The sequence below is a fragment of the Mycolicibacterium phocaicum genome (genome assembly GCF_010731115.1).
Classification (GTDB): domain Bacteria; phylum Actinomycetota; class Actinomycetes; order Mycobacteriales; family Mycobacteriaceae; genus Mycobacterium; species Mycobacterium phocaicum.
Genome location: NZ_AP022616.1, coordinates 581,046 through 607,994, shown reverse-complemented (window position 1 = coordinate 607,994; position 26,949 = coordinate 581,046). Strand labels below are relative to the sequence as shown.

The 26,949-nt window shown below is 66.9% G+C and carries 28 protein-coding genes and 2 pseudogenes; 15 read left to right on the top strand and 15 right to left on the bottom strand.

Annotated features, from left to right (window positions below):
* The first annotated feature begins 32 nt into the window (after positions 1 to 32).
* Positions 33 to 1,316, top strand: a complete 1,284-nt coding sequence (locus G6N46_RS02945) for a cytochrome P450 (RefSeq protein WP_061001226.1) — start codon at positions 33 to 35, stop codon at positions 1,314 to 1,316.
* Between the two features lie 4 nt (positions 1,317 to 1,320).
* On the opposite strand, the gene G6N46_RS02940 is transcribed toward G6N46_RS02945, so the two are convergent.
* On the bottom strand, positions 1,321 to 1,701 hold the full coding sequence (locus G6N46_RS02940) for a cupredoxin domain-containing protein (protein WP_138249384.1): 381 nt from the start codon (positions 1,699 to 1,701) through the stop codon (positions 1,321 to 1,323).
* Positions 1,698 to 2,606, bottom strand: coding sequence for a dienelactone hydrolase family protein (locus G6N46_RS02935; RefSeq protein ID WP_061001228.1), 909 nt, complete (start codon positions 2,604 to 2,606; stop codon positions 1,698 to 1,700). Before G6N46_RS02935 ends, G6N46_RS02940 begins: the two co-directional genes overlap by 4 nt.
* 124 nt (positions 2,607 to 2,730) lie before the next feature.
* Between G6N46_RS02935 and G6N46_RS02930 the strand changes: the two genes are divergently transcribed.
* Together G6N46_RS02930 and G6N46_RS02925 are read left to right on the top strand one after the other, a co-directional pair.
* Entirely contained in the window at positions 2,731 to 4,530 is a 1,800-nt protein-coding gene (locus G6N46_RS02930; protein ID WP_138249385.1) for an N-acyl-D-amino-acid deacylase family protein, read from the top strand.
* The gene (locus tag G6N46_RS02925) at positions 4,520 to 4,963 is read left to right on the top strand and encodes a nuclear transport factor 2 family protein (RefSeq protein WP_082934737.1); all 444 of its coding nucleotides are present in this window, start codon (positions 4,520 to 4,522) and stop codon (positions 4,961 to 4,963) included. The genes G6N46_RS02930 and G6N46_RS02925 overlap by 11 nt, the downstream gene beginning before the upstream one ends.
* A 9-nt stretch (positions 4,964 to 4,972) precedes the next feature.
* Here G6N46_RS02925 and G6N46_RS02920 read toward each other — a convergent pair whose 3' ends face one another.
* Positions 4,973 to 5,455, bottom strand: coding sequence for a carboxymuconolactone decarboxylase family protein (locus G6N46_RS02920; RefSeq protein ID WP_064859364.1), 483 nt, complete (start codon positions 5,453 to 5,455; stop codon positions 4,973 to 4,975).
* Positions 5,456 to 5,570: 115 nt separating this feature from the next.
* A complete protein-coding gene (bfr, locus tag G6N46_RS02915; protein ID WP_020100210.1) occupies positions 5,571 to 6,050 on the bottom strand; it encodes a bacterioferritin in 480 nt (159 codons plus the stop codon).
* A 270-nt stretch (positions 6,051 to 6,320) separates the two neighbouring features.
* Between bfr and G6N46_RS02910 the strand changes: the two genes are divergently transcribed.
* Positions 6,321 to 6,956: a fatty-acid--CoA ligase gene (locus tag G6N46_RS02910; protein WP_138249386.1), complete on the top strand. Its 636-nt coding sequence runs from the start codon at positions 6,321 to 6,323 to the stop codon at positions 6,954 to 6,956.
* Positions 6,956 to 7,144: a (2Fe-2S)-binding protein gene (locus G6N46_RS02905; protein ID WP_061001233.1), complete on the top strand. Its 189-nt coding sequence runs from the start codon at positions 6,956 to 6,958 to the stop codon at positions 7,142 to 7,144. Before G6N46_RS02910 ends, G6N46_RS02905 begins: the two co-directional genes overlap by 1 nt.
* Here the strand turns inward: G6N46_RS02905 and G6N46_RS02900 are convergent.
* Genes G6N46_RS02900 through G6N46_RS02890 form a run of 3 tightly spaced genes read right to left on the bottom strand, consistent with a single transcriptional unit; the run spans position 7,141 to position 9,200 of the window.
* The gene (locus tag G6N46_RS02900) at positions 7,141 to 7,908 is read right to left on the bottom strand and encodes an enoyl-CoA hydratase/isomerase family protein (RefSeq protein WP_135355739.1); all 768 of its coding nucleotides are present in this window, start codon (positions 7,906 to 7,908) and stop codon (positions 7,141 to 7,143) included. The two genes, G6N46_RS02905 and G6N46_RS02900, sit on opposite strands and share 4 nt — an antisense overlap.
* Positions 7,905 to 8,612, bottom strand: a complete 708-nt coding sequence (locus tag G6N46_RS02895; protein WP_135355738.1) for an EthD domain-containing protein — start codon at positions 8,610 to 8,612, stop codon at positions 7,905 to 7,907. The genes G6N46_RS02900 and G6N46_RS02895 overlap by 4 nt, the downstream gene beginning before the upstream one ends.
* Positions 8,613 to 8,624: 12 nt before the next feature.
* On the bottom strand, positions 8,625 to 9,200 hold the full coding sequence (locus tag G6N46_RS02890; protein WP_406803409.1) for a PaaI family thioesterase: 576 nt from the start codon (positions 9,198 to 9,200) through the stop codon (positions 8,625 to 8,627).
* Between the two features lie 573 nt (positions 9,201 to 9,773).
* Between G6N46_RS02890 and G6N46_RS02885 the strand changes: the two genes are divergently transcribed.
* The 5 genes and pseudogenes from G6N46_RS02885 to G6N46_RS02865 all read left to right on the top strand — a co-directional run bounded on the left by G6N46_RS02885 (position 9,774) and on the right by G6N46_RS02865 (position 14,644).
* Positions 9,774 to 10,454, top strand: a complete 681-nt coding sequence (locus G6N46_RS02885) for a LuxR C-terminal-related transcriptional regulator (protein ID WP_162563359.1) — start codon at positions 9,774 to 9,776, stop codon at positions 10,452 to 10,454.
* Positions 10,455 to 10,472: 18 nt separating this feature from the next.
* On the top strand, positions 10,473 to 10,952 hold the full coding sequence (locus G6N46_RS02880) for a nucleoside deaminase (protein ID WP_135355736.1): 480 nt from the start codon (positions 10,473 to 10,475) through the stop codon (positions 10,950 to 10,952).
* A gap of 173 nt (positions 10,953 to 11,125) precedes the next feature.
* Positions 11,126 to 11,782, top strand: coding sequence for a VC0807 family protein (locus G6N46_RS02875; RefSeq protein WP_234880669.1), 657 nt, complete (start codon positions 11,126 to 11,128; stop codon positions 11,780 to 11,782).
* Positions 11,783 to 11,811: 29 nt separating this feature from the next.
* Positions 11,812 to 14,169: pseudogene (gene lon / locus G6N46_RS02870) on the top strand (endopeptidase La).
* A gap of 85 nt (positions 14,170 to 14,254) precedes the next feature.
* Positions 14,255 to 14,644, top strand: a complete 390-nt coding sequence (locus tag G6N46_RS02865) for a nitroreductase family deazaflavin-dependent oxidoreductase (RefSeq protein ID WP_138249388.1) — start codon at positions 14,255 to 14,257, stop codon at positions 14,642 to 14,644.
* A 3-nt stretch (positions 14,645 to 14,647) separates the two neighbouring features.
* Here the strand turns inward: G6N46_RS02865 and G6N46_RS02860 are convergent, their stop codons facing one another.
* Both G6N46_RS02860 and G6N46_RS02855 read right to left on the bottom strand, forming a co-directional pair.
* Positions 14,648 to 15,664, bottom strand: a complete 1,017-nt coding sequence (locus G6N46_RS02860) for an ABC transporter ATP-binding protein (RefSeq protein WP_135355733.1) — start codon at positions 15,662 to 15,664, stop codon at positions 14,648 to 14,650.
* A 3-nt stretch (positions 15,665 to 15,667) separates the two neighbouring features.
* A complete protein-coding gene (locus G6N46_RS02855; RefSeq protein WP_138249389.1) occupies positions 15,668 to 16,717 on the bottom strand; it encodes an ABC transporter permease in 1,050 nt (349 codons plus the stop codon).
* 23 nt (positions 16,718 to 16,740) lie between these two features.
* Between G6N46_RS02855 and G6N46_RS02850 the strand changes: the two genes are divergently transcribed.
* The 3 genes and pseudogenes from G6N46_RS02850 to G6N46_RS02840 form a co-directional block, all read left to right on the top strand.
* Positions 16,741 to 17,073 (top strand): TfoX/Sxy family protein, encoded by a 333-nt coding sequence (locus G6N46_RS02850; RefSeq protein WP_138249390.1) that lies wholly within the window; start codon positions 16,741 to 16,743, stop codon positions 17,071 to 17,073.
* A 36-nt stretch (positions 17,074 to 17,109) separates the two neighbouring features.
* Positions 17,110 to 17,745: an HhH-GDP family DNA glycosylase gene (locus tag G6N46_RS02845; protein ID WP_138249391.1), complete on the top strand. Its 636-nt coding sequence runs from the start codon at positions 17,110 to 17,112 to the stop codon at positions 17,743 to 17,745.
* A 51-nt stretch (positions 17,746 to 17,796) separates the two neighbouring features.
* A pseudogene (locus G6N46_RS02840) lies at positions 17,797 to 18,033 on the top strand (FAD-dependent oxidoreductase); the annotation flags it as partial.
* A 139-nt stretch (positions 18,034 to 18,172) separates the two neighbouring features.
* Here the strand turns inward: G6N46_RS02840 and G6N46_RS02835 are convergent.
* Positions 18,173 to 19,531 (bottom strand): IS1380 family transposase, encoded by a 1,359-nt coding sequence (locus G6N46_RS02835; RefSeq protein WP_322790395.1) that lies wholly within the window; start codon positions 19,529 to 19,531, stop codon positions 18,173 to 18,175.
* On the opposite strand from G6N46_RS02835, the gene G6N46_RS02830 reads away from it, so the two are divergent.
* Entirely contained in the window at positions 19,413 to 20,651 is a 1,239-nt protein-coding gene (locus tag G6N46_RS02830; RefSeq protein ID WP_268949783.1) for an NAD(P)/FAD-dependent oxidoreductase, read from the top strand. The genes G6N46_RS02835 and G6N46_RS02830 overlap by 119 nt on opposite strands.
* A 5-nt stretch (positions 20,652 to 20,656) precedes the next feature.
* Here the strand turns inward: G6N46_RS02830 and G6N46_RS02825 are convergent, their stop codons facing one another.
* Positions 20,657 to 22,129 (bottom strand): acetyl-CoA acetyltransferase, encoded by a 1,473-nt coding sequence (locus G6N46_RS02825; protein ID WP_138249398.1) that lies wholly within the window; start codon positions 22,127 to 22,129, stop codon positions 20,657 to 20,659.
* On the bottom strand, positions 22,119 to 23,585 hold the full coding sequence (locus G6N46_RS02820) for an aldehyde dehydrogenase (RefSeq protein WP_138249399.1): 1,467 nt from the start codon (positions 23,583 to 23,585) through the stop codon (positions 22,119 to 22,121). The genes G6N46_RS02825 and G6N46_RS02820 overlap by 11 nt, the downstream gene beginning before the upstream one ends.
* Before the next feature lie 121 nt (positions 23,586 to 23,706).
* Here G6N46_RS02820 and G6N46_RS02815 point away from each other — a divergent pair, with 121 nt between their 5' ends.
* Positions 23,707 to 24,468, top strand: coding sequence for a CPBP family intramembrane glutamic endopeptidase (locus tag G6N46_RS02815; RefSeq protein ID WP_138249400.1), 762 nt, complete (start codon positions 23,707 to 23,709; stop codon positions 24,466 to 24,468).
* A 35-nt stretch (positions 24,469 to 24,503) separates the two neighbouring features.
* Here the strand turns inward: G6N46_RS02815 and G6N46_RS28520 are convergent, their stop codons facing one another.
* The 3 genes from G6N46_RS28520 to G6N46_RS02800 all read right to left on the bottom strand — a co-directional run bounded on the left by G6N46_RS28520 (position 24,504) and on the right by G6N46_RS02800 (position 26,850).
* Positions 24,504 to 25,100, bottom strand: coding sequence for a DUF4190 domain-containing protein (locus tag G6N46_RS28520; RefSeq protein ID WP_234880671.1), 597 nt, complete (start codon positions 25,098 to 25,100; stop codon positions 24,504 to 24,506).
* 232 nt (positions 25,101 to 25,332) lie between these two features.
* Complete coding sequence (locus tag G6N46_RS02805) at positions 25,333 to 25,638, bottom strand: GlsB/YeaQ/YmgE family stress response membrane protein (RefSeq protein ID WP_138249401.1); 306 nt, start codon at positions 25,636 to 25,638, stop codon at positions 25,333 to 25,335.
* Positions 25,639 to 25,848: 210 nt separating this feature from the next.
* Positions 25,849 to 26,850, bottom strand: coding sequence for an APA family fibronectin-binding glycoprotein (locus G6N46_RS02800; RefSeq protein ID WP_163692562.1), 1,002 nt, complete (start codon positions 26,848 to 26,850; stop codon positions 25,849 to 25,851).
* Between the last annotated feature and the right edge of the window lie 99 nt (positions 26,851 to 26,949).

Genomic DNA, 26,949 nt, shown 5'->3' with positions numbered 1-26,949 from the left:
GGTACTGCCCGACGGGGCTTTACGCTCCGAAGATGGCCATCGCGTTACTCGACAACGGCGCACCGCCGGCGGACCTCGCACTGTCGGACATCGACCTCGGTTCGGTCCGGTTCTGGGGCCGGAACGACGGGATCCGCGACGGTGCATTCGCCACGCTGCGGCGCGAGGCACCCATCGCCTTCCACGCCGAACTGGCCCAGGAAGGGTTCGAATCAGGTCCCGGCCACTGGGCGTTGACGCGCTACGACGACGTGTTCTTCGCCAGCCGCCACCCACACATCTTCAGCTCCGCCGGCGGCATCACGATCGCCGAGCAGACGCCGGAGCTGGCCGAGTATTTCGGCTCGATGATCGTCATGGACGACCCGCGGCACACGCGGCTGCGCAACATCGTGCGCAGCGCGTTCACCCCGAAGGTCGTGGCACGCACAGAAGCGTCGGTGCGCAACCGGGCCCGCAGCCTGGTGAAATCCATGATCGAACGTCACCCGGACGGTCAGGGCGACATCGTGGCCGACCTGGCGGGTCCACTGCCCTTGCAGATCATCTGCGACATGATGGGCATCCCGGAGCCGGATCACGAACGGATCTTCCACTGGACCAACATCATTCTCGGGTTCGGCGATCCCGATCTGACCACCGACTACGAGGAGTTCTTCCGGTGCGCCATGGACATCGGCGCCTATGCCACCGCCCTGGCCGACGACCGGCGCGTCAACCCGCACGACGACCTGACCACTGCCCTGGTGCAAGCCGAGGTCGACGGCGAACGCCTCACGTCGAGCGAGGTGGCGTCCTTCTTCATCCTGCTGGTGGTCGCGGGGAACGAGACCACGCGTAACGCGATCAGCCACGGGGTGCTGACGCTCAGCCGGTTCCCCGAGCAGCGCGAACAGTGGTGGGCCGACTACGACGCGGTGGCACCCACCGCCGTCGAGGAGATCATCCGCTGGGCCTCCCCCGTCGTCTACATGCGCCGGACCCTGACGCAGGACTTCGAGCTGAGCGGCGTGAAAATGCAAGCCGGACAGAAGGTCACGCTGTGGTACGGCTCGGCCAACCGGGACGAGGCGAAATTCGACCGGCCCTGGCTTTTCGACGTGCACCGGAACCCCAATCCGCACTTGGGCTTCGGCGGCGGTGGCGCCCATTTCTGCCTGGGGGCGAATCTGGCCCGTCGCGAGATCGCGGTGGCGTTCGAGGAGATTCACCGCTGCGTGCCCGACCTGAAGGCCACCGACGAGCCCGACCGGCTGTGGTCGCAGTTCATCCACGGCATCAAGCGCCTGCCGGTCAGCTGGACACCGCCGCGCTGAGGCGTTACTGCACGATCAGGACACCGACCATCCCCGGGTGGTACACGCAGTAATACGGGTACCGGACCGGTGTCGTGGGTGCGTTGAAGGTCGTCTGCGCGTTGCCGCCGACCTTGACGTCGAACTGCCCCTTGACCTTCGACGTCACGGTATGCGCGACGTCGTCACTGTTGACGACGGTGACCTGCGCGCCGGGCGCCACCGTGAGCGGGTCGCCGAAGTTGAGCGCGGTGATGGTGATCGCCGGCCCCTGCACCGGCCCGGTCACCGGCACCGCGCTGGACGTCGGGGTGCTGTTCGGCGCCGGCGCCGGGGTCGCGCACCCGGCAACCGCGCCGGCCACCAGCGCCGCCGCCACCAGCACCACCGGCAGGCGCGTCGTCATGCCAGGTACCTCTGCATCCAGGACTGCGTCTGCGCCCAGGCATCGGCGGCCGCGGTGGGGTTGTACCGCTGGCCCGAGTCGTTGAAGAACGCATGATCGGCGTCGGGCTCCACGACGATCTGGTGAACCGTGCCGGCCTGCTCGAGTGCGGCGGCCGCCGCGTCCTTGCTCGCCGTCACCCGAGCATCCTTGGCGCCGTAAAAGGCCAGTACCGCAGCCTGTTTCGAGCCGGCGAAGTCGTGCGGGTCCGGCAGCGGCCCGTAGAACGGCAAGGCCGCCGAGAGCCTCGGCTCACCGGCGGCCAGGAGCTGCCACGTGAGCCCGCCGCCGAAGCAGAATCCGAGCACCGCGAGTTTCATGCCCGGCGCCCGCCGCTGCAGCTCATCGAGCCCGGAGCGCAGGTCGGCGACGAACTGGTCCGGCGGGATCTTCCCCAGTGCCGCAGTGGCCTCCGCGGGATCTTTGAACGTGGCGGTGCCGCCCTGCGCCGACAACAGGTCGATGCCCAACGCCGAGTATCCGATGCCACCGAAGCGGCCGACCACCGACCGGACCCAGTCGTTCAGCCCCTTGTTCTCGTGGATCACCAGCACTGCGCCGCGGGGCTGGGCGGCGGGGGCCCACGCCCCCTGCAGCGTGCCGTCGGCCCAGGTGATGGGCGTGGTCTGCACGGCGTTCTCGATCCCCGGCGGTGGGCCCGGCTCGATGGACGGCTTGCCTGCCGCCGTCGACGTCGTGGCCGCCGTCGGTCCCCGGCTCTCGCCGCATGCCGCCAGCAGTGCGGTCGCGGCGGCGGTGCCCACACCCAGCAGCGCGAGCCGGCGCAGCGCCTCGCGCCGGGACAGCAATCCGTCGACGTGGTCGGTGGCGATTTCCTCGGCGATGTACCGCTGCAAGGGGGTCACCCGAGCCAGTATCCGCCCTGATCCTGAGCGCCGTCACAAGGTTTCCCCAGGACGAGTAGACATTTTTTGGGAAGTGTTCACTTTTTCATTGACATGGGCCTGGCCGGCACGCTTCTATCGTCAGGTGACCTCTGCAGCGACGTTCGACACGATCATCGCGGGCGGCCGTTGGTTCGACGGAACCGGCGCGCCATCCGCGGTCCGGGACATCGGAATCCGAGACGGACACGTCGTGGCGATCGGCGTGGACCTCGACGAAACCGGATGCCAGAACGTCGTCGACGCCACCGGCAAATGGGTGACACCCGGCCTGTTGGACATCCACACGCACTACGACGTCGAGGTGCTCGCCGGCCCCGGACTGGCCGAGTCGCTGCGGCACGGCGTGACCACCGTGATGCTCGGCTCCTGTTCGCTGTCCACGGTCCACGTCGGCGGCGAAGATGCCGGCGATCTGTTCGGCCGGGTCGAGGCCATCCCGCGTGATCACGTCATCACCGTCGTCGACGCGAACAAGACCTGGGACACCGCAGCGGGTTACGTCACCGCGCTCGAGGACCGGCCGCTGGGGCCCAACGTGGCCGCGTTCATCGGGCACTCCGACATGCGCACCGCCGTCATGGGCCTGGACCGCGCCACCCGCAAGGACGTCCGGCCCACGCGCGGCGAGCAGGCTGAGATGGAGCAGATGCTGGCGGCCGCGCTGCAGGCCGGATTCGTCGGAATGTCTTCGCAGCAGCTGCTTTTCGACAAGATCGACGGCGACACCTGCCGGTCCCGCACCCTGCCGTCCACCTATGCCAGGGCCCGCGAACTTCGCCGGCTCAAGACGCAACTGCGTCGCTCGGGCCGCATCCTGCAGTCGGGCCCGGACCTGCAGAACCCGCTGAACCTGGTGTCGCAGCTGGCGCAGTCGCTCGGCCTGTTCCGCGAGAACCTCAAGACGAGCCTGCTGTCGGCCGCCGACATCAAGGCCAATCCCTACGCCATCACCATCATGGGGCCGGTGGCCCGGCTGGTGAACAAGCTCGGCGGCGACTTCCGCTGGCAGCACCTGCCGGTGCCGTTCGAGGTGTACGCCGACGGCATCGACCTCGTCGTGTTCGAGGAATTCGGTTCGGGCGCAGCGGCTCTGCACCTGCGCGACGAGGTCGAGCGCAATGACCTGATGCGCGACGACGAATACCGACGCCAGTTCCGCAAGGACTACGAGAACAAGTTCGGCGTCCGCGTATGGCACCGCGACTTCTTCGACGCCGAGATCGTCGGCTGCCCCGACGAAGCTCTCATCGGCAAGACGTTCGGTCAGGTCGGCGTGGACCGCGAGCTGCATCCGGTGGACGCCTTCCTGGATCTGGTACTTGAATACGGCCGCGATATCCGCTGGCGCACAACGATTTCCAACCACCGCCCCGAGGTGCTCAAGAAGCTGGCCCGCGACCCGGGCATCCAGCTCGGTTTCTCCGATGCCGGCGCACACCTGCGCAACATGGCGTTCTACAACATGGGCCTGCGCCTGCTGCGGCACGTGCGCGACGCCGAGCGCGCCGGCACCCCCTTCCTGACCGTCGAGCAGGCGGTGCACCGGCTGACCGGTGAACTCGCCGACTGGTACCGCCTGGATGCCGGGCACCTGCGCGTCGGAGACCGCGCCGACCTCGTCGTCATCGATCCCGAACGGCTGGACGATTCGCTCGACGCCTACGCCGAGGATCCCGTCGAGCAGTACGGCGGACTGTCACGCATGGTCAACCGCAACGACGCCACCGTCGCGGCGGTGTTCGTCAGCGGACGGCAGGTCGTGCGCGACGGGGTGCCGACCGACCTGGTGGGCACCACCCGCACCGGCCGCTTCCTGCGGTTCGCCCGTCAGACCCCAGCCCTGCCCGTTGCCAAGGAAGGTGAGTTCGCCAGTGTCGGTTGAGGATACGATCCACGGATTATGGAAGGCGCTGTCGGCGCGGGACTGGGACCGGCTGAAGGAGTTCGTGTCCGACGACTGCATCTACCTGGACATGCCGGTGGGCCCGGCCGCCGCGGCCCGCGGTCCTGAGGACATCGTCAAACGCCTCAAGATCGGCCTGGAGCCGCTGGCCTCGTACGAGAACTTCGACGGCCTGCTGCTGACCAACGGCGCCGACGCCATGTACGAGCACCATGAGGAATGGCATTGGGAGACCGGCGAATCCGCCGTGCTCAAGTTCGTCACCGTGCACCGTGTCGAGAACGGCAAGGTGACGTTGTGGAAGGACTACTGGGACATGAGCGGGCTGACGAACTTCGCCCCGCCGTCCTGGCTGGAGAACTTCGCGACGGCTGACATGTCGTGGATCTTCGACGCGACCGGCCTGGTCTAGTTCTCCCTCTCAGAGGGTGATCTTGCAGGCCTGACCGATGTCGAGGGTGCGCAGCATGCGGCCCATGCCGAGCCACATGGCGCACGAGAGGGCGAGGTCGGTCATCAGCTCGTCGCTGAAATGCTCTGCGGCACGGGCCCAGAAGTCCTCGTCGTCACGCAGCCCGGTGTGGTCGGAGGCGAAGCGGTAGGCGAACTCGGCGGCGATGCGCTCCTGGTCCGAGTAGCCGGGCCAGGTCTGCCACACGCCGGCGTGGTTGTAGAGGTCTTCGTCGACGCCCTCGGCCTCGGCCGCCGAATCGCGGGTGTTCTGACACACCACGCACTCGTTGTCGAGCGCGATCACCACGCGGGCCAGCTCACGCACGCGCAGTGGCAGGCGGCCCTTGGTGTAGACGGCGTTGGTGAAACCCGCCATGGCCGTGCCGATGTCGGGTGACTTGACCACCCAGGCGGTTACGTCTTCGTCGGTGAAATCTCCGATTCGGCTCACTTTTCGCACGCTACGCCAAAACTGGAACAAGTTCTAGTTTTCCCGAGAATCAATCCGGCGCAGACGACAACGGCCCCGCCCCAGATGGGCGAGGCCGCGGCCGACGGGGACCGACCTATGACGGCGGGCGCGACACGCACTGTGCCGCGTAGAGCTGCTCGCCGAGCTTGTCCATCAGCTCCAGCTGCGTTTCCAGATAGTCGATGTGGCCTTCCTCGTCGGCGAGAATGGCCTCGAAGATGTTCGCGCTCGTCGCGTCGCCCTTCTCGCGGCACATGATGATGCCGGGCTTCAGGCGGGTGACCACCTCGTACTCGATGGCCAGATCGGCCTCGAACTGCTCGCGCAGGGTCTGGCCGACGCGGAGCGAGAACAACCGCTGGTAATTGGGCAGGCCGTCCAGCAACAGAATGCGATCGGTGAGAGTTTCCGCGTGGCGCATTTCCTCGAACGACTCTTCACGGGTGTGCTTCGCCAATTCCGTGAAGCCCCAGTTGTCCTGCATTTTCGAATGCAGGAAATATTGGTTGATCGCGGTGAGTTCACTCGTCAATTGCTCGTTGAGCAGTTTGAGGATCTCGGGGTCGCCTTGCATTTCGGCTCCTTTAAACACCATCGGGCTGGGTCAAGTGTCACTGGCGCGGAACAACAACGTGCCTGTTCCAAACCTAGTCGAGTAACCCCGGGCAGGCGACCGGATCGGCCGGTGTTTCCCGCCCGATTCCACGCCGAATCCCGGGTTTGGAGATTCGCGACTCCGCCGCTGGCCAGCAGCTATGGACTGGCTGCCCTAAGTAAGGTTAGACTGCACTAACCCCCGCGGCGCCCGTCCGCGGTCCCGAACGACCCAGAATGGCAGGACACGATGAGCGAGCAACCGCTGCACTCGCTCATTCTTGCCGCGGATTATCGGGTCGATGATGTGGAATCGATGTGGGAGCGACTGAAATCGCACCGCTCAATTCTCACGGAACTCTCCGCGCATCACGTCGTCGTCTATTCATCACTGTGGGAACCGGGCCGCGTATTGGCCACCGTCGGAATCCACAATGCGAATTCCGTCCGGGAAGTTCTGCGTTCGCCGGCGGTATTCGAATTCTTCGACGCCTCCGGTGTGGACGACATCCCGGCGATCTTCGCCGGTGAAGTGGTCGAGAAGATCGAACTCGCCGAGCCCCCACCGGGGCAGCATGACGTCGCGTCGGTCGTCGTCGGCGTCGTGACCGCGGTCGAGGACGTGCCTGCCCTGATGGACAAGGTGCACGACGCCGCTGCCCGGTTCCGGGAGGCCGGAGTGTGCAAGGTCTGGGTGTACCGCGCGTTCGACGACGGCCACGAGGTGCTGATCCTGCAGCAGATCGAGAACGAGGCCGCCGCCCGCCGCTGGATCGATCATCCCGACGCCGCCGCCGAATGGATGTCGGCCGCCGGATTCGGCGTCTACCCCACGGTTTTCGTCGGGACCCTGGCCCACATCACGTCGATCGAGGCGGCCGACTGATGTTCGTCTGCCTGTGCACCGGAGTGACGAGCCAGGTCGTCACCGAACTCGTCGCGGATGGTGCGACCACGTCGAAGCAGATCGCCGAGAAATGCGGCGCCGGCCTCGACTGCGGCCGCTGCCGCCGCACCGTGCGGGCCATCATCGAAGCGGCCCGCACCGACTGCCCGGTGCACAAGGCCGGTTAGCCCTTGCGCCCCACGAACGCGCTCAGCGCATCGGCGTTGGCAGCCCCGCCGAGCAACTCGGCGAACTGACCGGACTCGCGCTGCGTCGCCGCGACGATCGCCTCCCGCGTCGGCTCGACCATCGCGTGCTTGACTGCCATCAGGCTCGAAAGCGGCCGCGAGGCAATGATTTCCGCATGGCGGCGGGCTTCCGGCAGCAGGTCGTCGGGCTCACACACCCGCCACACCAGACCCATGCGCAGCGCTTCATCGGCGCTCACCCATTCCGAGGACAGCAGCAGCCAGGCGGCGTTCTGCCGGCCCATCAACCGCGGCAACAGGTAGGACGACGCCGCCTCCGACGCCACGCCCAGGCTGGTGAACGGGCATTTGAGCCGCGCCGTCGTCGACATGAACGCCAGATCGGCATAGCCGAGGATGGTGGTGCCGATGCCCAGGCCGACGCCGTTCACCGCGCAGATCAGCGGCTTCGGAAACGCCGTCAGCGCTTCGATCAGGCCGGGAAATCCGTACTCCCCCATCTGGTATTCGGGGTTGGTGACCATCTCCTGCATCTCGACGAGGTCGTTGCCGGCACTGAACGCCCGGCCGGCGCCGGTGAGCAGGACGACCGAGACGTCCGGGTCTGCGGCGGCCTCCTTGAGTGCGATCGTCGTGGCGTCGTACAGCGCTTCGCTGAACGCGTTGAGTGCGTCGGGCCGGTTCAGGGTCAGGGTCCGGACCCGGTTGGTGTCGTCGATCTGGACGAGCGCGGCGTCGGTCACAGGTTGTCTCCAAACGGGTTTCGCATGATGTAGCGGCTGGTGGGCACGGTGTCGACGTTGACGTTGGCACCGAAGGCCGAGGTACTGGCGGCCATCTTGCCGGCGCGGTCGGCCAGATCGGCGTCGTCGGCGGCGCCGAAGAAGGCGTGCAGGCTCGTCGTCGCCTCGATGGGGAACAGCTCCTCGACGATGGCGCCGAGTTGCGGGGCGTCGGACGTCAGCGCGCGCACCACGGCGTTCTGCGTGTAACCGAACGTGGATTGGGTGTCGATCGCGACCTGGGTGTGGTCGAGGTGCCAGCGGCGGAACCACTCTCGCTCGTCCATGCCGTCGGGACGCCGCAGCAGCGCCACGTTCGCCAGGCCCGTGGTGCGCTCACCGACGGCGATGGCCGGACCGGCCATCGGCACCGATTCGGTGACCAGATATGCGGCCAGTTCGGTGCATTCGGCCCGCAGTCGATCCAGCACCGCGGTCATCTGCGCGCCGTAGTACTGCTGTGTCCAGACGCTGACCACCGCGACGACCGGCGGGTCGAGTGTCGTCAGGAGCATCAGGGAGTCCCGGACCGCGCCGTCCTTGACGTTGACCGCGAGTCCGGGCACCCCCAGCGCCAGCAACTCGCCGGCGACCTCGGTGCGCAGACGCTCGCACCAGGCGTCGTCGGCGGTGTCACGCCGCAGCGTGACCATGACCTTCTCCATCGAATCTCCCCGTCAGTCCCGCGCCCAGCGCGGCGTGATGAACACACCCTCGGCCTCCACCGTGATGCCCTCGGCATCGGCGATGTGCCCGACGGCATAGGTCTTGATGCCCTCGGTCCGGACGATGCGGGCCTCGGTGTGCAGGTCGCCGAGCCGCGTCATGCGCCGGTAGCGCATGGTGAGCGTGCCGGTGAGCCGCGGTTGCCCCGGCAGGCTCGCACCCTCGCCGAGCACATGATCGAGGATCATCGCCGACACCCCGCCATGGACGTGGCCGGGCGGCCCTTCATATGCGGCGCCGAGGTGAAAGTCGGCGGACACGCTGCCGTCGTCGGCCCGGATCAGCTCCACCGGCGGGGCGATCGGATTGCGGACCCCGATCACCGCGTTGCCCCAGGGCATTTCGCTGCCGTGCGCGCCGAACCGGATCCCGAACGAGCCTTCGAGCTGCTGCGCCCGGAGCTGGGCCGTGGCGGCGTCGATCTCGGCCTGCACCGCGGCGATGGCCTCGGCGGCGACCTCTGTCCGGATGGTGGCGTCGATGAGTTCGCGTACGGACTGCGTCAGCGGTTCGTAGACGGCTCGCATTCGCGCCACCTCGTCGGCGCTCAGCTTCTGCAATGTGTCCTCGAGCACCCTTGAACTAGAACACGTTCTAATCAGGCTGTCGAGAGTGGGGTCCCATTGCCTGCGCGGCAACAGGTTTCGGACGCCTACGACAATTCATGGCGCGGCCCGGGTCGTCGCGGCGCCCGAGGGCAACAGCTACCACACAAGTCAGTGTCAGCAAATTGACCACGAGCCAACCTGCGCCGCATTTACCGAGACCGGCGGTCCGCCGCGCCGGACCCGCATGAAATCGCGAGATTCGACCAAGCGACCGCCCGACACCCGGCGCCGCTCTCGACTGCCCGACCAAGGATGCGTGTCTACCAGTGTCATTAGCTCGAATTCGAGAGATCGCCGAACAGGCGCCGCAGCACACTGCGAAAATCTGCACATTCCGGCGGAACAATGCTGTACATCGTGCAGCCTGCGGATTAGAGTCTGAATCCAACGCCGACCGCCCACTCGCAGCAAATTCAATTCGGCAATGCGGCAATGCGATCCCGAAACCGCGGGCGACGGGGGTGGGATCCCGATGTTGAGGAGCGCAGGCCGATGAGGATCGATCCGTTCGCCGGGTGCCGGGTCTCGCGCGTGGCCGTCGTCGACTCGTACGAAGTCGTTCATGCCGGCATCGCGACCTGGCTCCGCGACGATCACGCACTCGGTTCGAGCACCACGGCCTACTACGTCGACACCGGAGAATTCCTCCGCCGCCACCCCCTTCCCCCGGACGACGCCCACGTCGTCGTACTGGGCCTGGCCGCGGACGACGCGAACAGCCTGGCCGCGGTGCGTGACCTCACCAACCGCGGATACCACGTCGTGGTGTACTCGCATCTCACCGACCGCGACGTCATCCGCACCGCGATCGACTCGGGCGCCCGGACCTACCTGTTCCAGACCGCGGGCCGCGAGCATCTGCTCAAGGCGATCCGGGCCGCCGTCACCCCGTTCCCCTACGTGGGCCCGAACGTCGCCGCCGCTCTCGACGACCGCAACTTCTGCCTGCGGCCGGTGCTGGCGCCGCGAGAGCAGGAGGTGCTGCTGGCGTGGTTCCGGACCGACAGCAAGGAACTCGTCGCCCAGCAGCTGTTCCTGGCGCCCAGCACCGTGCGTACGCATCTCCAGCGCATCCGGGCCAAGTACATCGCCGCCGGGCGCCCCGCCGGCACCAAAGCCGCGCTGGTGGCGCGCGCCATCCAGGATCGGATCATCAGCATCGACGATCTGTGACTCCGTAGACTCCACGCCATGACCGTCACAGCCGATGATCTGCGCCACCTGAACCGCTGTGTCGAGCTGGCCGGGGAGGCACTGGCGGACGGCGACCAGCCTTTCGGCTCGATCCTGGTGGACGCCGACAGCGTCGTCGTCTTCGAGGACCGCAACCGGGTCTCCGGCGGAGATCAGACCCAGCACCCCGAATTCGCCATCGCCCGTTGGGCGGCAACCAATCTCGATGTCGCGCAGCGGGCCGCCGCGGTGACGTACACCTCTGGCGAACACTGCCCGATGTGCTCGGCGGCGCACGCCTGGGTCGGCCTGGGGCGCATCGTGTACGCGACGTCGTCGGCACAGTTGGGCGGCTGGCTCGGCGAGTGGGGCGTCGCGCCCTCCCCCGTTGCGGCACTGCCCATTTCGGTCGTGGCACCCGGCGTGCCCGTCGACGGCCCCGTCGACGACCTGGCCGACACCATGAAGGGCTTGTACGCAGCCTGCTTCCGGCCATGAGCGCTGTTCCGAGTCATAACCGTTAGCCAATTGCGATGTCTCTCTTCGGCATCGGTCCGCGGAACCGTGCCGTCACGGTGTTTCACTAGTAACCACGGGAGCCTGCCGTTACCCCCGAGACGGCAGGCTCCCGCTTTGGCTGCCACTCAGGAACGCCGCATAGTGTCGTCGCCGTGAGCGACGCGCAGTCCATGAGACCCATCATTCGCGGCATCCTCCTGGACATCGCTCCGCCACTGGCCGCGTACTACGGGCTGCGGGCCGCGGGGTTCTCGGAGTATGTGGCTCTGCTCACCGCCACCGTGCTGGCCGGCAGCAAGGTCGCCTATGACGCGATCCGGACCCGGCGCCTCGATCCGTTCGCCGGCTATCTGATGCTGAACTTCGGGCTCAGCCTGGTGGTGGGACTGAGCACCTCGGACGCCCGGCTGCTGCTCGCCGGCACCACGCTGGTCGGCGGGATCGGCGGGTTGGTCTTCCTCGGCAGCTGCGTGATCGGTACACCGCTCACGCAGGTTGTGGCAGAACGGCTCCAGGGCGGACCGCAGGACACCAGCGTGGCTGCCATCACATATCGCCGCGGGGTACACGTTCTGCTCTCAGCGATGTGGGGCGCCGGCTTGATCGTCGGCACCGGCGTGCAGCTGGCGATCATCTTCGCCACGTCGGTGGACGTCGCCAATGCCCTGGCCTCGGCATTCTCGCTCGCGACCACCGGCGTCCTGATGACCGCGACGTTCCTCGTCGGCAAGCGTGCCCGCGCCAGGTGGGACGAGCGGGACGAAACCGCCCTGGAGACGGCGGAACAAATCACCGACCACAAAGGTTGAGCGCAGGAGATTCAACTTTGGAGGTACGGATGTCTGACGCCACAACAGCGCCCATCGCTGTTCCCGTCCTGTTTGTCACCGAGCCGATCGTCCTGCCGGGCATGGTCGTGCCCATCGAACTCGATGAGGCCGCACGTGCCGCGGTCGACGCGGCCCAGGCCGCCGCAGCCGCCGGCGAGGCCGGGAAGCTGCTGATCGCTCCCCGCCTCGACGACCGCTACCCCACCCACGGCGTCCTGGCGTCGATCGTCCAGGTCGGCCGGGTGCCCAGCGGCGGAACCGCGGCCGTCGTCCGCGGCGAGCGGCGTGCACACATCGGGTCCGGCACGTCCGGCCCGGGTAGTGCGCTGTGGGTCCTGGTGGACGAGATCACCGAGACCGCTGCGACCGACGAAACCCGCACGCTGGCAGCCGAATACAAGAAGCTGCTGCTGGCGATCCTGCAGCGCCGCGAGGCCTGGCAGATCGTCGACGCCGTCAACCAGATCAGCGAGCCGTCGGCACTGGCCGACACGGCGGGTTACGCCTCTTACCTGACCGACGTGCAGAAGCGCGAGCTGCTGGAGACCGTCGACGTCGCCGAACGGCTGCGCCGGCTGGTCGAGTGGACGGGCGAGCACCTGGCCGAGGTCGAGGTCAACGACAAGATCGCCGAGGACGTCCGCGCCGGAATGGACAAGCGGCAGAAGGAATTCCTGCTGCGCCAGCAGCTCGACGCCATCCGCAAGGAGTTGGGCGAGCTGGACGGTAGCGCCGGGGCCGAGGAGCCCGCGGACTACCGCACCCGCATCGAGGCCGCCGATCTGCCCGAGAAGGTGCGCGAGGCGGCGCTGCGCGAGGTCGGCAAGCTGGAACGGTCCAGCGAGCAGACCCCCGAGGGCGGCTGGATCCGGACCTGGCTGGACACCGTGCTGGAACTGCCGTGGAACGAGCGCACCGAGGATTCGACGGATCTGACGGCCGCCCGGGAGATTCTGGACGCCGATCACCATGGTCTGGACGACGTGAAGGACCGCATCGTCGAGTACCTGGCGGTGCGGGCCCGCCGCGCCCAGCGCGGCTTGGCCGTCGTCGGCGGTCGTGGCTCGGGCGCCGTAATGGTGCTGGCCGGCCCTCCCGGTGTCGGCAAGACGTCGCTGGGTGAATCGGTGGCACGGGCACTGGGCCGCAAGTTCGTCCGCGTCGCCCTGGGCGGTGTGCGCGACGAGGCCTAGATCCGTGGCCACCGGCGCACCTACGTCGGCGCGCTGCCGGGCCGCATCGTGCGGGCCATCGGCGAGGCGGGTTCCATGAATCCCGTTGTGCTGCTGGACGAGATCGACAAGGTGGGCTCGGACTACCGCGGTGATCCGGCGGCGGCACTGCTGGAGGTGCTGGATCCGGCGCAGAACCACACGTTCCGCGATCACTACCTGGATCTGGACCTGGACCTGTCCGATGTGGTGTTCCTGGCGACGGCCAACGTCATCGAGAACATCCCCAGCGCCCTGCTGGACCGTATGGAGCTGGTGCAGATCGACGGCTACACCGAGGACGACAAGGTCGCCATCGCCCGCGATTACCTGCTGCCCCGGCAGGCCGAACGGGCGGCGTTGACCACCGACGAGGTGACGGTGACGGACGCGGCGCTGCGCAAGATCGCCGCGGACTACACGCGCGAACCGGGTGTGCGGCAGTTCGAGCGACTGCTGGCGAAGGCGCTGCGGAAGGTCACCACGCGGCTGGCTTCCGGCGTCGAGTCGGTCACGGTCGATGAGCCGGATCTGGTCGACTATCTGGGCCGCCCGCGGTTCATGCCGGAGTCGGCCGAGCGCACCGCGGTGCCCGGTGTGGCGACCGGACTGGCCGTGACCGGCATGGGTGGCGACGTCCTCTACATCGAGGCCGGTTCGAACGATGGCGAACCGGGTCTGCAACTGACCGGTCAGCTGGGCGACGTGATGAAGGAGTCGGCGCACATCGCGCTGTCCTACGTGCGGTCGCACGCGGCGGAACTGGGTGTCGATCCGAAGGCTCTGGATCGCCGCATCCACGTCCACGTGCCCGCGGGCGCGGTGCCCAAGGACGGTCCGTCGGCCGGCGTGACGATGGTGACCGCGCTGGTCTCCATGGCCACCGGACGGCAGGTGCGGTCCGATGTCGGGATGACGGGCGAGGTCACGCTGAACGGGCGGGTGCTGCCCATCGGCGGGGTCAAGCAGAAGCTGATGGCAGCCCAACGTGCCGGGCTGACAACGGTTTTCATCCCGTCGCGCAACGAACCGGACCTGGACGACGTGCCGGCCGAGGTCTTGGACGCACTCGATGTGCGGCCGATGACCGACGTGGCCGACATCATCGCCCAGGCGCTGGAGCCGGCGGCGCAAGCCGCCACGGTGGCTGCCTGACAACTGAATGACGCGAGCGGGCCCAGATGCTCCTGTTCACCTCATGGTGGTGGGACATTTGGGCCCGTTCGCGTTAGATGAGCACATGCCCAACATCAACGAAGTGAAACGGCGCGTGGTGCACGCCGTTCAGCGTCGCCTCGTCAACCCGGTGGGCCGGCAGCTGCCGGTGACCATGCTGGAAACCATCGGCCGCAAGTCCGGCGAGCCACGCCACACGGCGATCGGCGGCCGGGTGATCGACGGCGCGTTCTGGCTGGTGTCCGAGCACGGCGACCACGCTGATTTCGTCCGCAACATCAAGGCGAATCCCGCTGTGCGCGTGCGCATCAACGGCGAATGGCGCAGCGGCACCGCGCATCTGGTCCCCGACGACGACCCGGTCGCGCGGCTGCGGCAGCTCCCCCAGCTGAACAGCGCTGTGGTGCGGGTGATGGGCACCGACCTGCTGTCGGTCCGCGTCGACCTGGACTGAGACTCAGGCGATGTCGGCCGACGGCGGTTCGTCGGCCAGATGGATCGCGCGGTGCTCGATGAGTTCGTGGATGCGGTCGGGTCCCAGCCGGGCCCGGAAATCCTTGACGGTGTAGCCGACGACGACACCGTCGGTGAGGGCGCGCACCGTCGCCGTGCGCGGAATCCCGAACAGCGGCCCGATCTCGCCGAAATACTCGCCGGGGCCGGCGGTGAACAACAGCATCGTCTCACCGTCGGGCATCTCGCGCGTGATCTCGAACCGGCCCGTCCTGACGACGTAGATCAGGTCGCCGATCGTCGTCTGCTCGAACACGAGGTCGCCCGCGTCGAGCTCGAAGACCTCGGGCTCACGCTCGGTGCTGGCGACCGTCGGGACGAGTTCGATCACCCGGTCCGCCAGCGGCAGCATGCGGCTGTCATGCGTGGCGACCACCACGACGCGATCGTCGGCGAGTTCGCGGATGAGCCGCAGCACCTCTTCGACCTGGATGAAGTCCAGATGCGCCGTCGGCTCGTCGGCCAGGATCAGCGGCGGATCCAACGCGATGGCGCGGGCCACCGCGACGCGCTGCTGCTGTCCTCCCGACATGTCACCGGGGCGATGCGTCATCCGGTGCGACAGGCCGACGCGGTCCAGCAGTTCCGCGGCGCGCTGCCGGGCGGCGCCGCGGCTCATGCCCGCGGCCCGCATCGGCACCATGACGTTCTCGGCGGCCGTCAGGCTGGGCACCAGATTGAACGCCTGGAACACGATGCCGACGGTATTGCGGCGGTAGTCGGTCAGCGCCTTGGGTGCGAGCCTGGTGACGTCGATACCGTCGAACAGGATCTCACCCGACGTGGGTTTGAGGATGCCACCCATGCAGGACAGCAACGTCGTCTTCCCACAACCGCTGGGCCCCAGCAGGATCGCGAGCGATCCGGCCGACAGCTCCAGTTCGAAATTGTCGATGGGCCTGACCTTGTCGGCGCCCTTGCCGTATTCCACCACCAGGTCACGAATCTGTAAGCCGCTCATGGTCTATGGCCCCCCGAATGCCATCGCCGGATCTATCGTCACCGCTCTCCGCATGCCCGCCAGGCTCGCGATCAGCCCGATGGTGATCGCCACGACCGGCAATAACAGGTACGCGCCCGCCGGGACGTCGACGCGCATCGGGAACATCGGCCCGAGCACCATCGCCAACAGCACGCCGATCGCCGCGGAGCACACGGCGATGAACACGGCCTGCATCGCCAGCCCGGCCATCATCGACTTCGTCTTCACCCCAACGGCTTTGAACACCGCGAAGTCGCGGGTGCGTTCCATCGCGGACATGTAGATGAACATGCCGATGATCGTCGCGGCCACCACCCACAGCAGGACGGCCATGATGCTGATGGCGTCCACCGCGACCTTCAACGGCCGCATCATGTCGTCGATGGCGCCGTGCCGGTCCACCAGCCGGTAGCCATCGAGTGCCTTGGCCGGGTTGCCCCGGATGCCCACCGACGCGATGACGGGCTGCCCGCCGTACACCAGGCGCTGCGCCCCCACCGTCGTCAGGAACAGATTGGGCTGCTGCGCCAGCACCGTGGAGTTGTTCACGATCCCCACGACCTGCAGGTTGTGGGAGGCGATGTGCATCTGGTCGCCGATCTTGCGGCCCAGCGTCGACGACACCGCGATCTCGTCGGGCGTGGCGGGCGGGCGGCCCTGCGACATCGCCGGCATGCCCGGCCCGCCCGTCGGTGCGCCGAACAGATTCATGGTGCGCGGCGTCCCGTTGTCGAGGGCGGTGGTCCCCGCGTACACGACCGCAGCGGCCGCCTGCACGCCCGGAAGCCGCTGTGCGCGTTCGACTTCGGTCTGCGCGAACGGCGACGAGCCCAGGAACGGCCCGGCCGCCCCGTTCTGGATCATGAAGTAGTCGATGCCCAGCGAGTTGACGGTATTGCTGGCCTCCACACGGAATCCGTTGGCCAGTCCGGTGAGCACCAGCGTCATCGCGAACACGAAGGAAGTGCCGACGACCGCGATGAGAAATCGGCGGCGCCGCCACTGCAGGTCCCGTAACGCCGCGATCAGCACCTGAGGAATCTAACGTGTTCGCTATGGCCTATGACGAAGATCTGGCCAACCGGATCCGTGAGCTGGTGGGCCCGGTCGGCGGCATCGAGGAAAAACGCATGTTCGGCGGGCTGGCCTTCCTGGTGAACGGCAACATGTCGGTGGCGGCCAGCCACGACGGCGGCCTACTGGTCCGGGTTGCGCCGGACGACACCGACAAGTTGCTGCAGAGCCGGCACGTCGGGCTGATGGTGATGGGCGGGCGCGAGATGCGCGGCTGGCTGCGGGTGGCACCCGACGGCCTGAAAACCAAGCGGCAGCTGCAGACCTGGGTCGACCGGGGCGTCGGGTACGCGGGCACGCTGCCACCCAAGTAGGCGTTTGCACGCCGACAGGCGGGGTATGCGTGGGATATGGCACGGGATCGACAGGTCGTCGCGCGGTTGCTCGACGCAGCCGGTACCACGTATGCCAACGACGCCGGGATCACACTGCGCGACAAGCCGATGCCGCTTTTTAAACTGCTGTCGCTCTGCATGCTCGCCAGCAAACCCATTGCCGCAACGACGGCAGTCTCCGCCGCCCGCGAGTTGTTCCGGGCCGGGCTGCGCACCCCGTCAGCGGTTCTCAAAGCTGATCGCCGCACCATGATCGCGGCCTTCGGACGCGCCGGGTACGCCCGGTACGACGAAAGCTCTGCGACCCGCATGAGACGAATCGCAACGCGGGTCAACGACGAGTACGGCGGTGACCTCCGCAACCTGCGGGTCCGCGCCCACCACGACGTGACAGCCGCCCACAAGGCGTTACAGGAATTCGACGGTATCGGCCAGACGGGCGCCGACATCTTCCTTCGCGAGATCCAGGACGTCTGGACCTGGGCCCAACCGTATTTCGACGAGCGCGCGCTCGGCGCCGCCAAGGCGCTCGGCTTACCGGCGGACGCTCACCAGCTCGGTGGTCTGGCCCCGAAGCACAACGCCAGGCTGGCCGCGGCCCTTGTCCGGGCATCGCTCGACGATGGTCTGCGCAGGCGTGTCGCAACCTAGCTTCGCAAGCAGCACACGTCCACATTTCGATTACCGAAGGGATTACTCGACATGGCCGGCTCACCTACATTCGTGATCATCGGCGGCGGACTGGCGGGCGCCAAAGCCGCGGAAGCCCTGCGCGACAAGAATTTTGGTGGTCAGGTGGTGCTGTTCGGCGCCGAGAACCGGTTGCCGTACGAACGACCGCCGCTGTCCAAGGATTTCATGGCGGGCAAGAAGACCATCGAGGAATTCACGGTGCAGCCCAAGAGCTGGTACGCCGAGCACGAAGTCGACCTGCGGTTAGCCTCGATCTTTCATGTGGGTGGTGTCGGGGCCGAGGGCTGCTCGTTGGTTGGTGGATAAGTCGTTGGGCGGCAGGGGGTTCCGGCGTTGCTTATCGCCGGCGCTCCTGGTCCTTGGTTGTCGGGATGTGGGCGGGTGGTCAGGTGGTCTGTAGTGCGTGCCAGCCAGTTTCGATGAGGTCACTCCATGGCCATCCGTGGGGTAGGCGTAGGTAGCGGCGTCGGCCTGAGGTGATGATGCGTCCGGCCACGGCCAGCAGGCGCAGGCGTAGTCGTTTAGGTTCCCAACGTCTGGCGGGTTGCCCGGCGAATGCCAACACTTGAGTCCAGACCAACAGGTCAGCGGCCAGCAGGGTGATCTCCAGCCAGATCTGATTCTGAGCGAACCCGTGAAAGGGCAGATTGGTCAGCCCGGTGTCTTTGAGGTTGCGGATGCGATCCTCTGCCCGGGCGCGTTGGCGGTGGCGCACCTCCAGATCCGCGATCGACCAACCGACGGTGTTGGTGGCAAAGCAGGTGATGCGCCACCCGTTGTCGTCAGTGAGGCGCAGCTGGGCACCGGGGTGGGGACGTTCACGGCGAGCGATGACCCGCATCCCGGGCGGCCAGCCCCGCAGCGTGGTCGGTAGGTAGCGGGTCAGCTCGGCGACCTGGGCGCCCTCGCGCGGTGCGCCATCGCCATCGAGGGCTGCGCGCCATGCCTGCCGTGGCACCTTCGAGAGGGCTTCCACGATCGGGGGCATGCCGTAGAACCCGATGCTGTACTGCAATCCCAACGCCGTGATGTGGTGCAGGAAATCTTTGACCCCGCCACCGGTATCGGTGCGCACCACCACGTTCGGTCGTTCGTGTTCGGGCAACTGGGCCAGCGCGGCATCGAGCACGGTGATGTGGTCAGCTGCGCTGTTGGAGCCGGCGCAGCCCGGGCGCAGCAGCCCGGCGAGGGCTTCTCCAGATCCGGCGTCGCCGTGATCGACGAACGCGAGCATCGGGTGAAATCCATACCCGTACTTGAACGTCGGGGTGGCCCCCTGTTTGTCGCTGTGGGCGGTAACCAAAGTGGCATCCAGATCGATGATCACCTGATCGCCCACCGCGCCACCAACAGGCCGTCGACGGGCCCAGACCCGAGCACGGGCGGCGGCCCGCGCGGTGCCGATCGCTGCGATCACCGCATCGACGTCGCCACCGAGGGTGGTGATCAATCGGGACACGGTGGCATCGGAGGCCACGTGACCGAACACCTGCGGCTGGGCCCGCGCCACGGCGATGTCGGCGGCGCAGTCACCGCCCAACGCGACCGCGGTCGCCAGATCAATCAGAACCTTGGCCGGATCGTGGGTCGACCGCGGCGCCCGCCACGGCGCCAACGCCGCTGACATGGCCTTATCCAGTCCCGAACAGCGCACCGTCTGCCGCAGCAGAACACCACCGGCTGAGGAGACCAACTGTTCGCGAGTGGCATCAACCACCACAGCACCACCTGGGCTACGCTTCACCTACGGAGTGCCTTTCCGCTCGGAGTTACTTTGGACGTCGCAATCCCAAGTTTCCCAAGCAGGACAGGCACTTCCGTGCATTAACAGCCCGTGTCACCGACCAAATCGTGAAACATCGAGGTTAGGTACCGAGGTGACGACGCTCGACCGCACCGCACACATGGTGGCCTTCAACGACGGTGACCACGAGCATTACGACAAATTACTGCTGGCCACCGGATCTCGCGCCCGGAAACCCCCGATCCCCGGCGCGGACGCGCATGGCGTCTACTTCCTGCGCACTGTCGACGACGCCACTGCACTGTTGGAGCAACTGACGGACGGACGGCGCCTGGCGATCATCGGAGCCGGGTGGATCGGGCTCGAGGTCGCCGCCAGTGCCCGCGGGCTGGGCACTGATGTCACCGTCGTGGAATCCGCTGCGCTACCGCTGCTGTCCTCACTCGGGCGGGAGGCCGGCGAGGTGTTTGCCGGCCTGCACCGCGACAACGGCGTAGATCTGCGACTAGGGACGACGGTCGACGAGATCACCACTGCAGATGGCAAGGCGACAGGCCTGCGACTCGGCGACGGGACGACCATCACTGCGGACGCGGTGCTCGTCGCCGTGGGCGCCATGCCGAACGTCGGATTCGCCGAGCGCTCGGGTCTCGTGATTGCCGACGGCGGCCTCGCCGTCGACGAATCATTGGTCACCAGCGATTCCGACATCTACGCCGTCGGTGACATCGCGGCCGCCGAACACCCGTTGTTCGGTGTCCCGATCCGCACCGAGCACTGGGCCAACGCCCTCAAGCAGCCCGCCGTCGCCGTGGACGGAATGCTCGGTAACTCAGGCAGTTACGACGAACTGCCGTACTTCTTCACCGACCAGTACGACCTCGGCATGGAGTACGTCGGCTACGCCCCGCAGTACCAGGCGTCGGTCACCCGCGGTGACCTCGGCACGCGCGAGTTCACCATGTTCTGGCTCGACGGCGGACACCGCGTACTGGCCGGCATGAACGTCAACATCTGGGAAGGCCTTGACGACATCAAGAAGATCATCAGGTCCCAGCGCCCGGTCGATGTCGGGGCGCTCGCCGATCCGTCGGTGAAACTGTCGGATCTGGCGGCCTGACCCGGTTACTCCAGCCCGGCGGTGCCGTCCGGCGTAACGGTGACTTTGGCGCCGGCGAGGTCCTCGCGGGTGCTGGCCTCGGCCTGTGACGCATCGGTGATGACCGCCAGCGCCCGGCTACCACTGGGCGTGCGGACCGCGACGAAGACCTTCTCGGCCGCGCCCTCGCGGGTCACCGGCGTCGTCCACGCCTCGACCGTGCCGGTACCCGACCAGCCGTCCTCGGCCGTCACCGTCGGCTCGGCGTCGACCTCGGATTGCACGTCCTCCCAACGGAACTCATGCGCCGGCGGCTGCGCGCTGTAGACCCCGAAGCTGTGCTTGGTCAGGTAGCCGCCGTTGGCGGTGATGAGCCCGACCTGACCCGGATTGGCGGCCAGCCGCTCGGCCATGGTCGCGATCGAATGCGAGACATAGTTGTTCCACGGACCACCGGCGAAGGTCAGACCACCGGTGACGGTCAGTGGCCGCTTGGGGTCGTCGAGCGGCAGTCCCAATTCGCGGGCCGCGACCTGCACCGCCGACGGGAAGCACGAGTACACGTCGACCGCGTCGATGTCATCCATACCCAGGCCCGTCAGCTCCAGCACCCGGCGGCCCGCGATCCGGATGGACGGCGACCCCGCGAAGCTGGCGCGCTCACCCAACACGTACGGATCATGAGCATCCGTGCCCGCGTACGGGAAAACCCAACGGTCCCTGGGGATTTGCAGTTGTTCTGCCTTGCCCACCGAGGTCAGAATCAGAGCGGCGCCCTGGTCGACCATGTTGTTGGAGTTCATCAGCTTGGTGTACGGCCAGCTGATCATCCGGTTGTCCGGACCGGGCCGCCAAATCTGCTCCGCCGACACTGCATCGCGGCTCCAGGCGTGCGGATTACCCGCTGCCACGGCACTGAACCGCGCCCACAGCTCACCGATCCGGCGGCGGTGCTCCTCCAGCGTCTCCCCTGCCGCGATCCGCAGCGCCTGCTCGAACATCGGATACACATGCGACGGCGCCACCAACCCGATGCGCAGCTCGGCCGGCCCCACCATGTCCACGTCCGGGTCGCTGAGCGCCATCGGTACCGACTCGTCCTGCTCGGTGCCGGCCAGCCGCTCACCGCGGCCCTTCAGACGGGTTCGGGTCCGCCAGGTTTCACCACCGGCGATCAACACCACGTCGTTACGGCCCCGCTGAATATCCAGAGACGCCTGATTCACCAACGACTGCGGCACATTGCCACCGACCGGCGTGTACCGCGTGACGGCATCAGGCGCACCGATGCGCTGCGCCAGCAACAGACCCGGATCGCGATAGCGCAGCGAGAACACATTGACGATCCGGACCGCGTCGACCGCCCCGAGAACACGCGCGCCCGCCGCCTCCCGCGCCGCCGCCTCCATCAGATCGACCGGTTCACTACCCGGATTCTTGTCGTACTGGTTCACCTGGCCGTAGCCGACGAGCACCGGGGTTCTGGGATCAAGGGGCACAGAGTGAGTCCTCTCCGGAAGCGGGTCCGACGCGGTAGATCGATTTGATGCTCTGGTAGGCGGCGAGCCCCTCGGGCCCGAGTTCGCGGCCCAACCCGCTGGCCTTGACGCCGCCGAACGGTGCCGCGATGTCCATTTGATAGTCATTGACACCGACAGTGCCACTGCGGATGGCGCGGGCGATGTCGGTGGCATGTTCGGCATCGGCCGACCAGACGGTGCCGCCCAGGCCATACTCGCTGTCGTTGGCCAAGGTGACGGCCTGCTGCTCGGTTTCGTACGGGATCACGGCGAGCACCGGGCCGAAGATCTCCTCCTGCGCGATGCGGGAGGCGTTGTCGACATCGGCGAACACCGTGGGCGAGACGAACCAGCCGACGGGCTGATCCGCCGGAATGCCGCCGCCGGCAACGAGTTTGGCGCCGTCGGCCTTGCCGGCCTCGATATAGCCGAGCACTCGGTCCCGTTGCCGGGCACTGACGAGCGGGCCGACGTCCGTCGATTTTTCCAGCGGGTCACCGACATTCAGCCCGGACGCCAGCGCCGCCAGCGCGTCGACCATCTCGTCATACCGGGACCGCGGTACCAGAATCCGCGAGTTCAGGTGGCACGTCTGGCCGTTGTTGACGAACGCCGCCGACTTGAGGCCGTTGATCGTGGCATCCAGGTCGGCGTCCTCGAGAATGACGGCCGCCGACTTGCCACCCAGTTCCAGCGTGACCGGTCGCAGGAGCCGCCCGCACGCCTCCGCGATCTGGCGCCCGACGGCGGTCGATCCGGTGAACGACACCTTGTCGACGCCCGGGTGCGACACCAACCGCGCTCCCGTGTCCGGCCCGCCCGCGATGACGTTGAGTACGCCCGCGGGCAGCCCCGCCGCCGTCGCCGCCTCGGCGAAGATCAAGGCATCCAGCGCGGTTTCCGGTGACGCCTTGAGCACCATGGTGCAGCCGGCCGCCAACGCGGGTGCCAGCTTGAACGCAGCCAGCGCCTGCGGATAGTTCCACGGCACGATGGCCCCGACCACCCCGAGCGGCTCGCGGCGCACGATGGTGTGCCCGATGGCCGCCGGGCGGATCTCCTCGGCCGGCGTCCGGGTGATCAGATCCGCGTAGTACTGCAATAGCGCGGCCGGGAACCTGCCGTTCGCACCACGGGACAGCCGGATCGGCATGCCGTTCTCGCGTGTGCACAGTTCGTTGGTCGACGCCGACCGGGCCAGCAACTCGTCCGCCAACCGGTTCAGGACCCCGGCGCGCTCGGCCGCGGGCATGGCGCTCCAGCCCGGCAGGGCCGCGCCGGCGGCAGCGACCGCGGCGTCGACCTCGTCCGGGCCTGCCGCGGCGCCGGCTCCCAGCAGCGTTCCGGTGGCGGCTTCCAGCACGGGCGTCGAGGCCGCGGCGGAACGGAACTGCCCGCCGACGAAAATCCTTGCGCCGTCGTTGATCACGGACATCCGAGTGCTCCTTCAGCAGTGGCGATGAAGCGTGTGAGCGGCTCCACAACGCCCACGTTAGTGGGTCTCCGCGATGCGGCGTGACCTGGCCCTTTGGCACCGGTCGGTACACTCGGCCCAGATGAACGACGCCTCGGCAGCCGCCGCTGCACAGTGCCTACCGAACGGCTCACCAGCCGTTCGGCACCCGCGCGTCTACATCGATGTGGCCGTGGTCGTGGCCGTCCTGGTTGCCACCAATCTGCTGGCCCACTTCACGACGCCCTGGGCGAACATCGTCGTGGTGCCGGTCGCGGCGCTGGCCCTGGTGGCCCTGGTGCGCAAACGCGGCCTGGGCTGGACCGAACTCGGGCTCGGGCGCGCACACTGGCGGACCGGCATGCGCTACGCGCTCTGCGCAATCCTCTTGGTTGGATCGGTGATCGCCGTCGGAGTCCTGCTGCCGTGGACCCGCCCGATGTTCCTCAACAACCACTACGCCACTCTCTCCGGCGCCCTGCTGGCCTCGATGATCGTCATCCCCCTGCAGACCGTCATCCCCGAGGAGCTCGCCTTCCGCGGGGTACTGCACGGCACCCTCGACCGGGCCTGGGGATTTCGTGGCGTCGCCGCCGCCGGCTCGCTGCTGTTCGGACTCTGGCACATCGCCACCTCACTTGGCCTGACCAGTAGCAACGTCGGATTCACGCGGGTCCTGGGCGGCGGGGTCGCCGGCATGGTCGCCGGAGTGGCCATGGCGGTGGTCGCCACAGCAGCCGCCGGATTCGTCTTCACCTGGTTACGACGCCGGTCCGGCAGCCTGCTTGCCCCGATCGCCCTGCACTGGTCGCTGAACGGCATGGGCGCGCTCGCCGCGGCACTTGTCTGGCACCTCGGCACTTGATGCGCTTTATTTTGCGCCTCTGCCCCGATGCGGAATCAGTACGCAGAAGCAAAAAATACGAGCAAAATTCCGATACTAGCGATGCTCAAGTATCCCAGCACCAGACCGGCCAAGGCTAGCCCATCACCTCGTTCACCCGATGCTCGGATCTGTGACCGCGCGATATGCCCAAAAGGAATTGCGAGCGGCGCGACCGTAAGGCCAAGTATCAATGCAGCAATCGCCAAACCGTTTGTTTGAGGATCTATACCTGGTGCAACTGGCCCTGACACTCGATCCGCAGTGACCGGTTTGCCATCAGCTGTGTAGCCGACGACTCGGTAAATGGGTTCACCTTTATCCGTATAGCCAATCACAGCCTGACCGCTATTTCGCTGCCTCGATTTCGCTCCAGTAGGGATAGAAACAAGAACAATTGCAGCAATTAGCGCAGGGACAATAGCCCATACCAAAGGAGGATTAAGATCAAAACGGTGAGGTGGCGCGAGAGGCGACAACAATATCGGCCCAACAAATGCACCTACAATCGCTAGAATCAATTTCACGATAGGTTTCCCGGTCTTTGCAACCCTCAGCGCCGCAATAGTTCCGACCACGACTCCAACGAGCAGACAACCGATCAGTCCGATCACGAATCAGAACACCTATCAACTAGGAAAATTTGCACAAAACCACATCACCCTACTGGGAGTCTACTTCTCTTTCAGGCACGCCACACGATATCACCGCTCATCTGTGACGCATGTCGTACGAACGGACTAATTCGAGTCCGCCGTCGCGGCGTTGCAAATCGCGTGACCATGGACGACAACCATCGGAACGCCGCACGCAATTGAGGAGCGTTAACTTCTGTTGTGAGTTCTACTAGCCGACTAGCTTCCGAACAAGACGAACGATCCATAGCAGAATCATCGCGCCGAGCAAAGAGGTAAAGAAGGTGAACCACCTTCGCCCGGCCTCGACATTGAACCCGAACCAATTCAACACGAATCCGCCAATAACACCGCCAATAACACCGATAACGATGTTCATGACAATTCCTTGACCTTCGCCCTTGACAAGCTTTCCGGCCAACCAACCGGCAATACCACCAATAATGATGTACGACACCCAACTGACTGCAAATGGCGGTTCCAAGGCGAGAAATTGGTGAATCGATGCCATCTCCATGGTGGACTCCTGCCGATAGTCGGGCTAACAACTTGAAAAATCGAGTACGTCTGGCTTAGCGGCTGAAGGTAACGGATGCACACCTGATAGTGCACAAACTTGATAACCAATCCGATGCCGACCTGATTGCTCCAGGTCCGCTTACGTGGGTGACGCCCAATGCAGTGAGAGGGCCGCACCAATCAGGTACGGCCCTCTCAAGCGTTACAGTCAGGACGGCGGCGCCATCTCCGGCGGCGCGTTCGTCACCGGCACCGGCACGCCGACCATCGGGTGGGCCGGATCGGCGGGCTTGGGCGGCGCGTTCGGGTCGACCGGCGGCGGAGGCGGCGGGTTCCACGGGCGGATCGACTGCGCCAGCGTCACGGCGGCGGCCTTGTCGACCGGGTGGTTGCCCGAACCCAGCCACACGACGAACCACCGCTGCGGGTTGCGCTGGCTGCGGATGGTGGCGTCCGGCGGCGGGTTGCCGACGACGCCCGCCCAGATCTGGCCGTTGGGCTTACCGGTGTCGGTGAACTTGACCTCGTAGAACGATGCCGCGCCCGGCAGTCCGCCGGCAGTCAGCGCCGTGGTTTCCTGGCCGACACGGGTGCCGGGGAAGGGCATGAAGAACTCGCCCATGTCCGAGGCCAACCGGTTGGCGGCCTTGCCGTTGTCCGACTCGGCGCCGGCGAACAGCTTCAGGTCCAGACGGCCCAGCAGCACGCTGGTGTCACTCGGGGCCTGCTCCGAACCCGCGGCCGGGGCCTTGGTCAGCAGCGCCTGACCGTAGGACAGCTGCGTGGCGTCGGCGATCTTCCAGCCTTGCGGCACAACGTAACTGAAGCCACCGGCGTCGTTGTTGACCCGGCCGGGCTCAGCCGGCGGCGCTGGGGCGGCAGCCGGAGCCGCACCCGCAGCGGTGCCCGGGGCCGGCGGTGCGGCCGGTGCGCCGGGAGCCGCGGGAGGTGGCGGCGGTGCATTGGGGTCGGCCGGCGGTGCGGCCGGGTCCACTGCGGGCGGCGGCGCGTCGACCGCCGGGGGCGCAGCAGGCGCCGGTTCGCCGGCCGGGGCGGGTGCCGGGGCGGGCGCAGGAGCTGGCGGCACCGGGTCGGCATACGAGATCGCGCTCGGCAGCGCGATCGCCGCGGCCGCCGCACCTGCCACAGCAGCAGTCAGTGATTTCGGAAGGCGTTTGCGGGCACTTGTCCGCGCATCCGGGTGTCGCATGGGGACGAAAATACAGTGTTACCGGCGTGACGCAAGTGCGAGTTGCGGCTAATTCCCTCGCGAGTTGGTTAGCTCGCTTCCGGTATCCGGACAGACCAC

Coding starts and splice junctions, on each gene's coding strand:
- G6N46_RS02905 (WP_061001233.1), top strand. CDS start 6,956: ATGTTCGTCTGCCTGTGCACCGGAGTGACGAGCCAGGTCGTCACCGAA.
- G6N46_RS02865 (WP_138249388.1), top strand. CDS start 14,255: ATGCCCAACATCAACGAAGTGAAACGGCGCGTGGTGCACGCCGTTCAG.
- G6N46_RS02820 (WP_138249399.1), bottom strand. CDS start 23,585: ATGTCCGTGATCAACGACGGCGCAAGGATTTTCGTCGGCGGGCAGTTC.
- G6N46_RS02885 (WP_162563359.1), top strand. CDS start 9,774: ATGAGGATCGATCCGTTCGCCGGGTGCCGGGTCTCGCGCGTGGCCGTC.
- G6N46_RS02845 (WP_138249391.1), top strand. CDS start 17,110: ATGGCACGGGATCGACAGGTCGTCGCGCGGTTGCTCGACGCAGCCGGT.
- G6N46_RS02805 (WP_138249401.1), bottom strand. CDS start 25,638: ATGGAGATGGCATCGATTCACCAATTTCTCGCCTTGGAACCGCCATTT.
- G6N46_RS02940 (WP_138249384.1), bottom strand. CDS start 1,701: ATGACGACGCGCCTGCCGGTGGTGCTGGTGGCGGCGGCGCTGGTGGCC.
- G6N46_RS02860 (WP_135355733.1), bottom strand. CDS start 15,664: ATGAGCGGCTTACAGATTCGTGACCTGGTGGTGGAATACGGCAAGGGC.
- G6N46_RS02880 (WP_135355736.1), top strand. CDS start 10,473: ATGACCGTCACAGCCGATGATCTGCGCCACCTGAACCGCTGTGTCGAG.
- G6N46_RS02890 (WP_406803409.1), bottom strand. CDS start 9,200: ATGCGAGCCGTCTACGAACCGCTGACGCAGTCCGTACGCGAACTCATC.
- G6N46_RS02800 (WP_163692562.1), bottom strand. CDS start 26,850: ATGCGACACCCGGATGCGCGGACAAGTGCCCGCAAACGCCTTCCGAAA.
- G6N46_RS02910 (WP_138249386.1), top strand. CDS start 6,321: ATGAGCGAGCAACCGCTGCACTCGCTCATTCTTGCCGCGGATTATCGG.
- G6N46_RS02830 (WP_268949783.1), top strand. CDS start 19,413: ATGGCCTTATCCAGTCCCGAACAGCGCACCGTCTGCCGCAGCAGAACA.
- G6N46_RS02815 (WP_138249400.1), top strand. CDS start 23,707: ATGAACGACGCCTCGGCAGCCGCCGCTGCACAGTGCCTACCGAACGGC.
- bfr (WP_020100210.1), bottom strand. CDS start 6,050: ATGCAAGGCGACCCCGAGATCCTCAAACTGCTCAACGAGCAATTGACG.
- G6N46_RS02895 (WP_135355738.1), bottom strand. CDS start 8,612: ATGGAGAAGGTCATGGTCACGCTGCGGCGTGACACCGCCGACGACGCC.
- G6N46_RS02850 (WP_138249390.1), top strand. CDS start 16,741: ATGGCCTATGACGAAGATCTGGCCAACCGGATCCGTGAGCTGGTGGGC.
- G6N46_RS02945 (WP_061001226.1), top strand. CDS start 33: ATGGCCATCGCGTTACTCGACAACGGCGCACCGCCGGCGGACCTCGCA.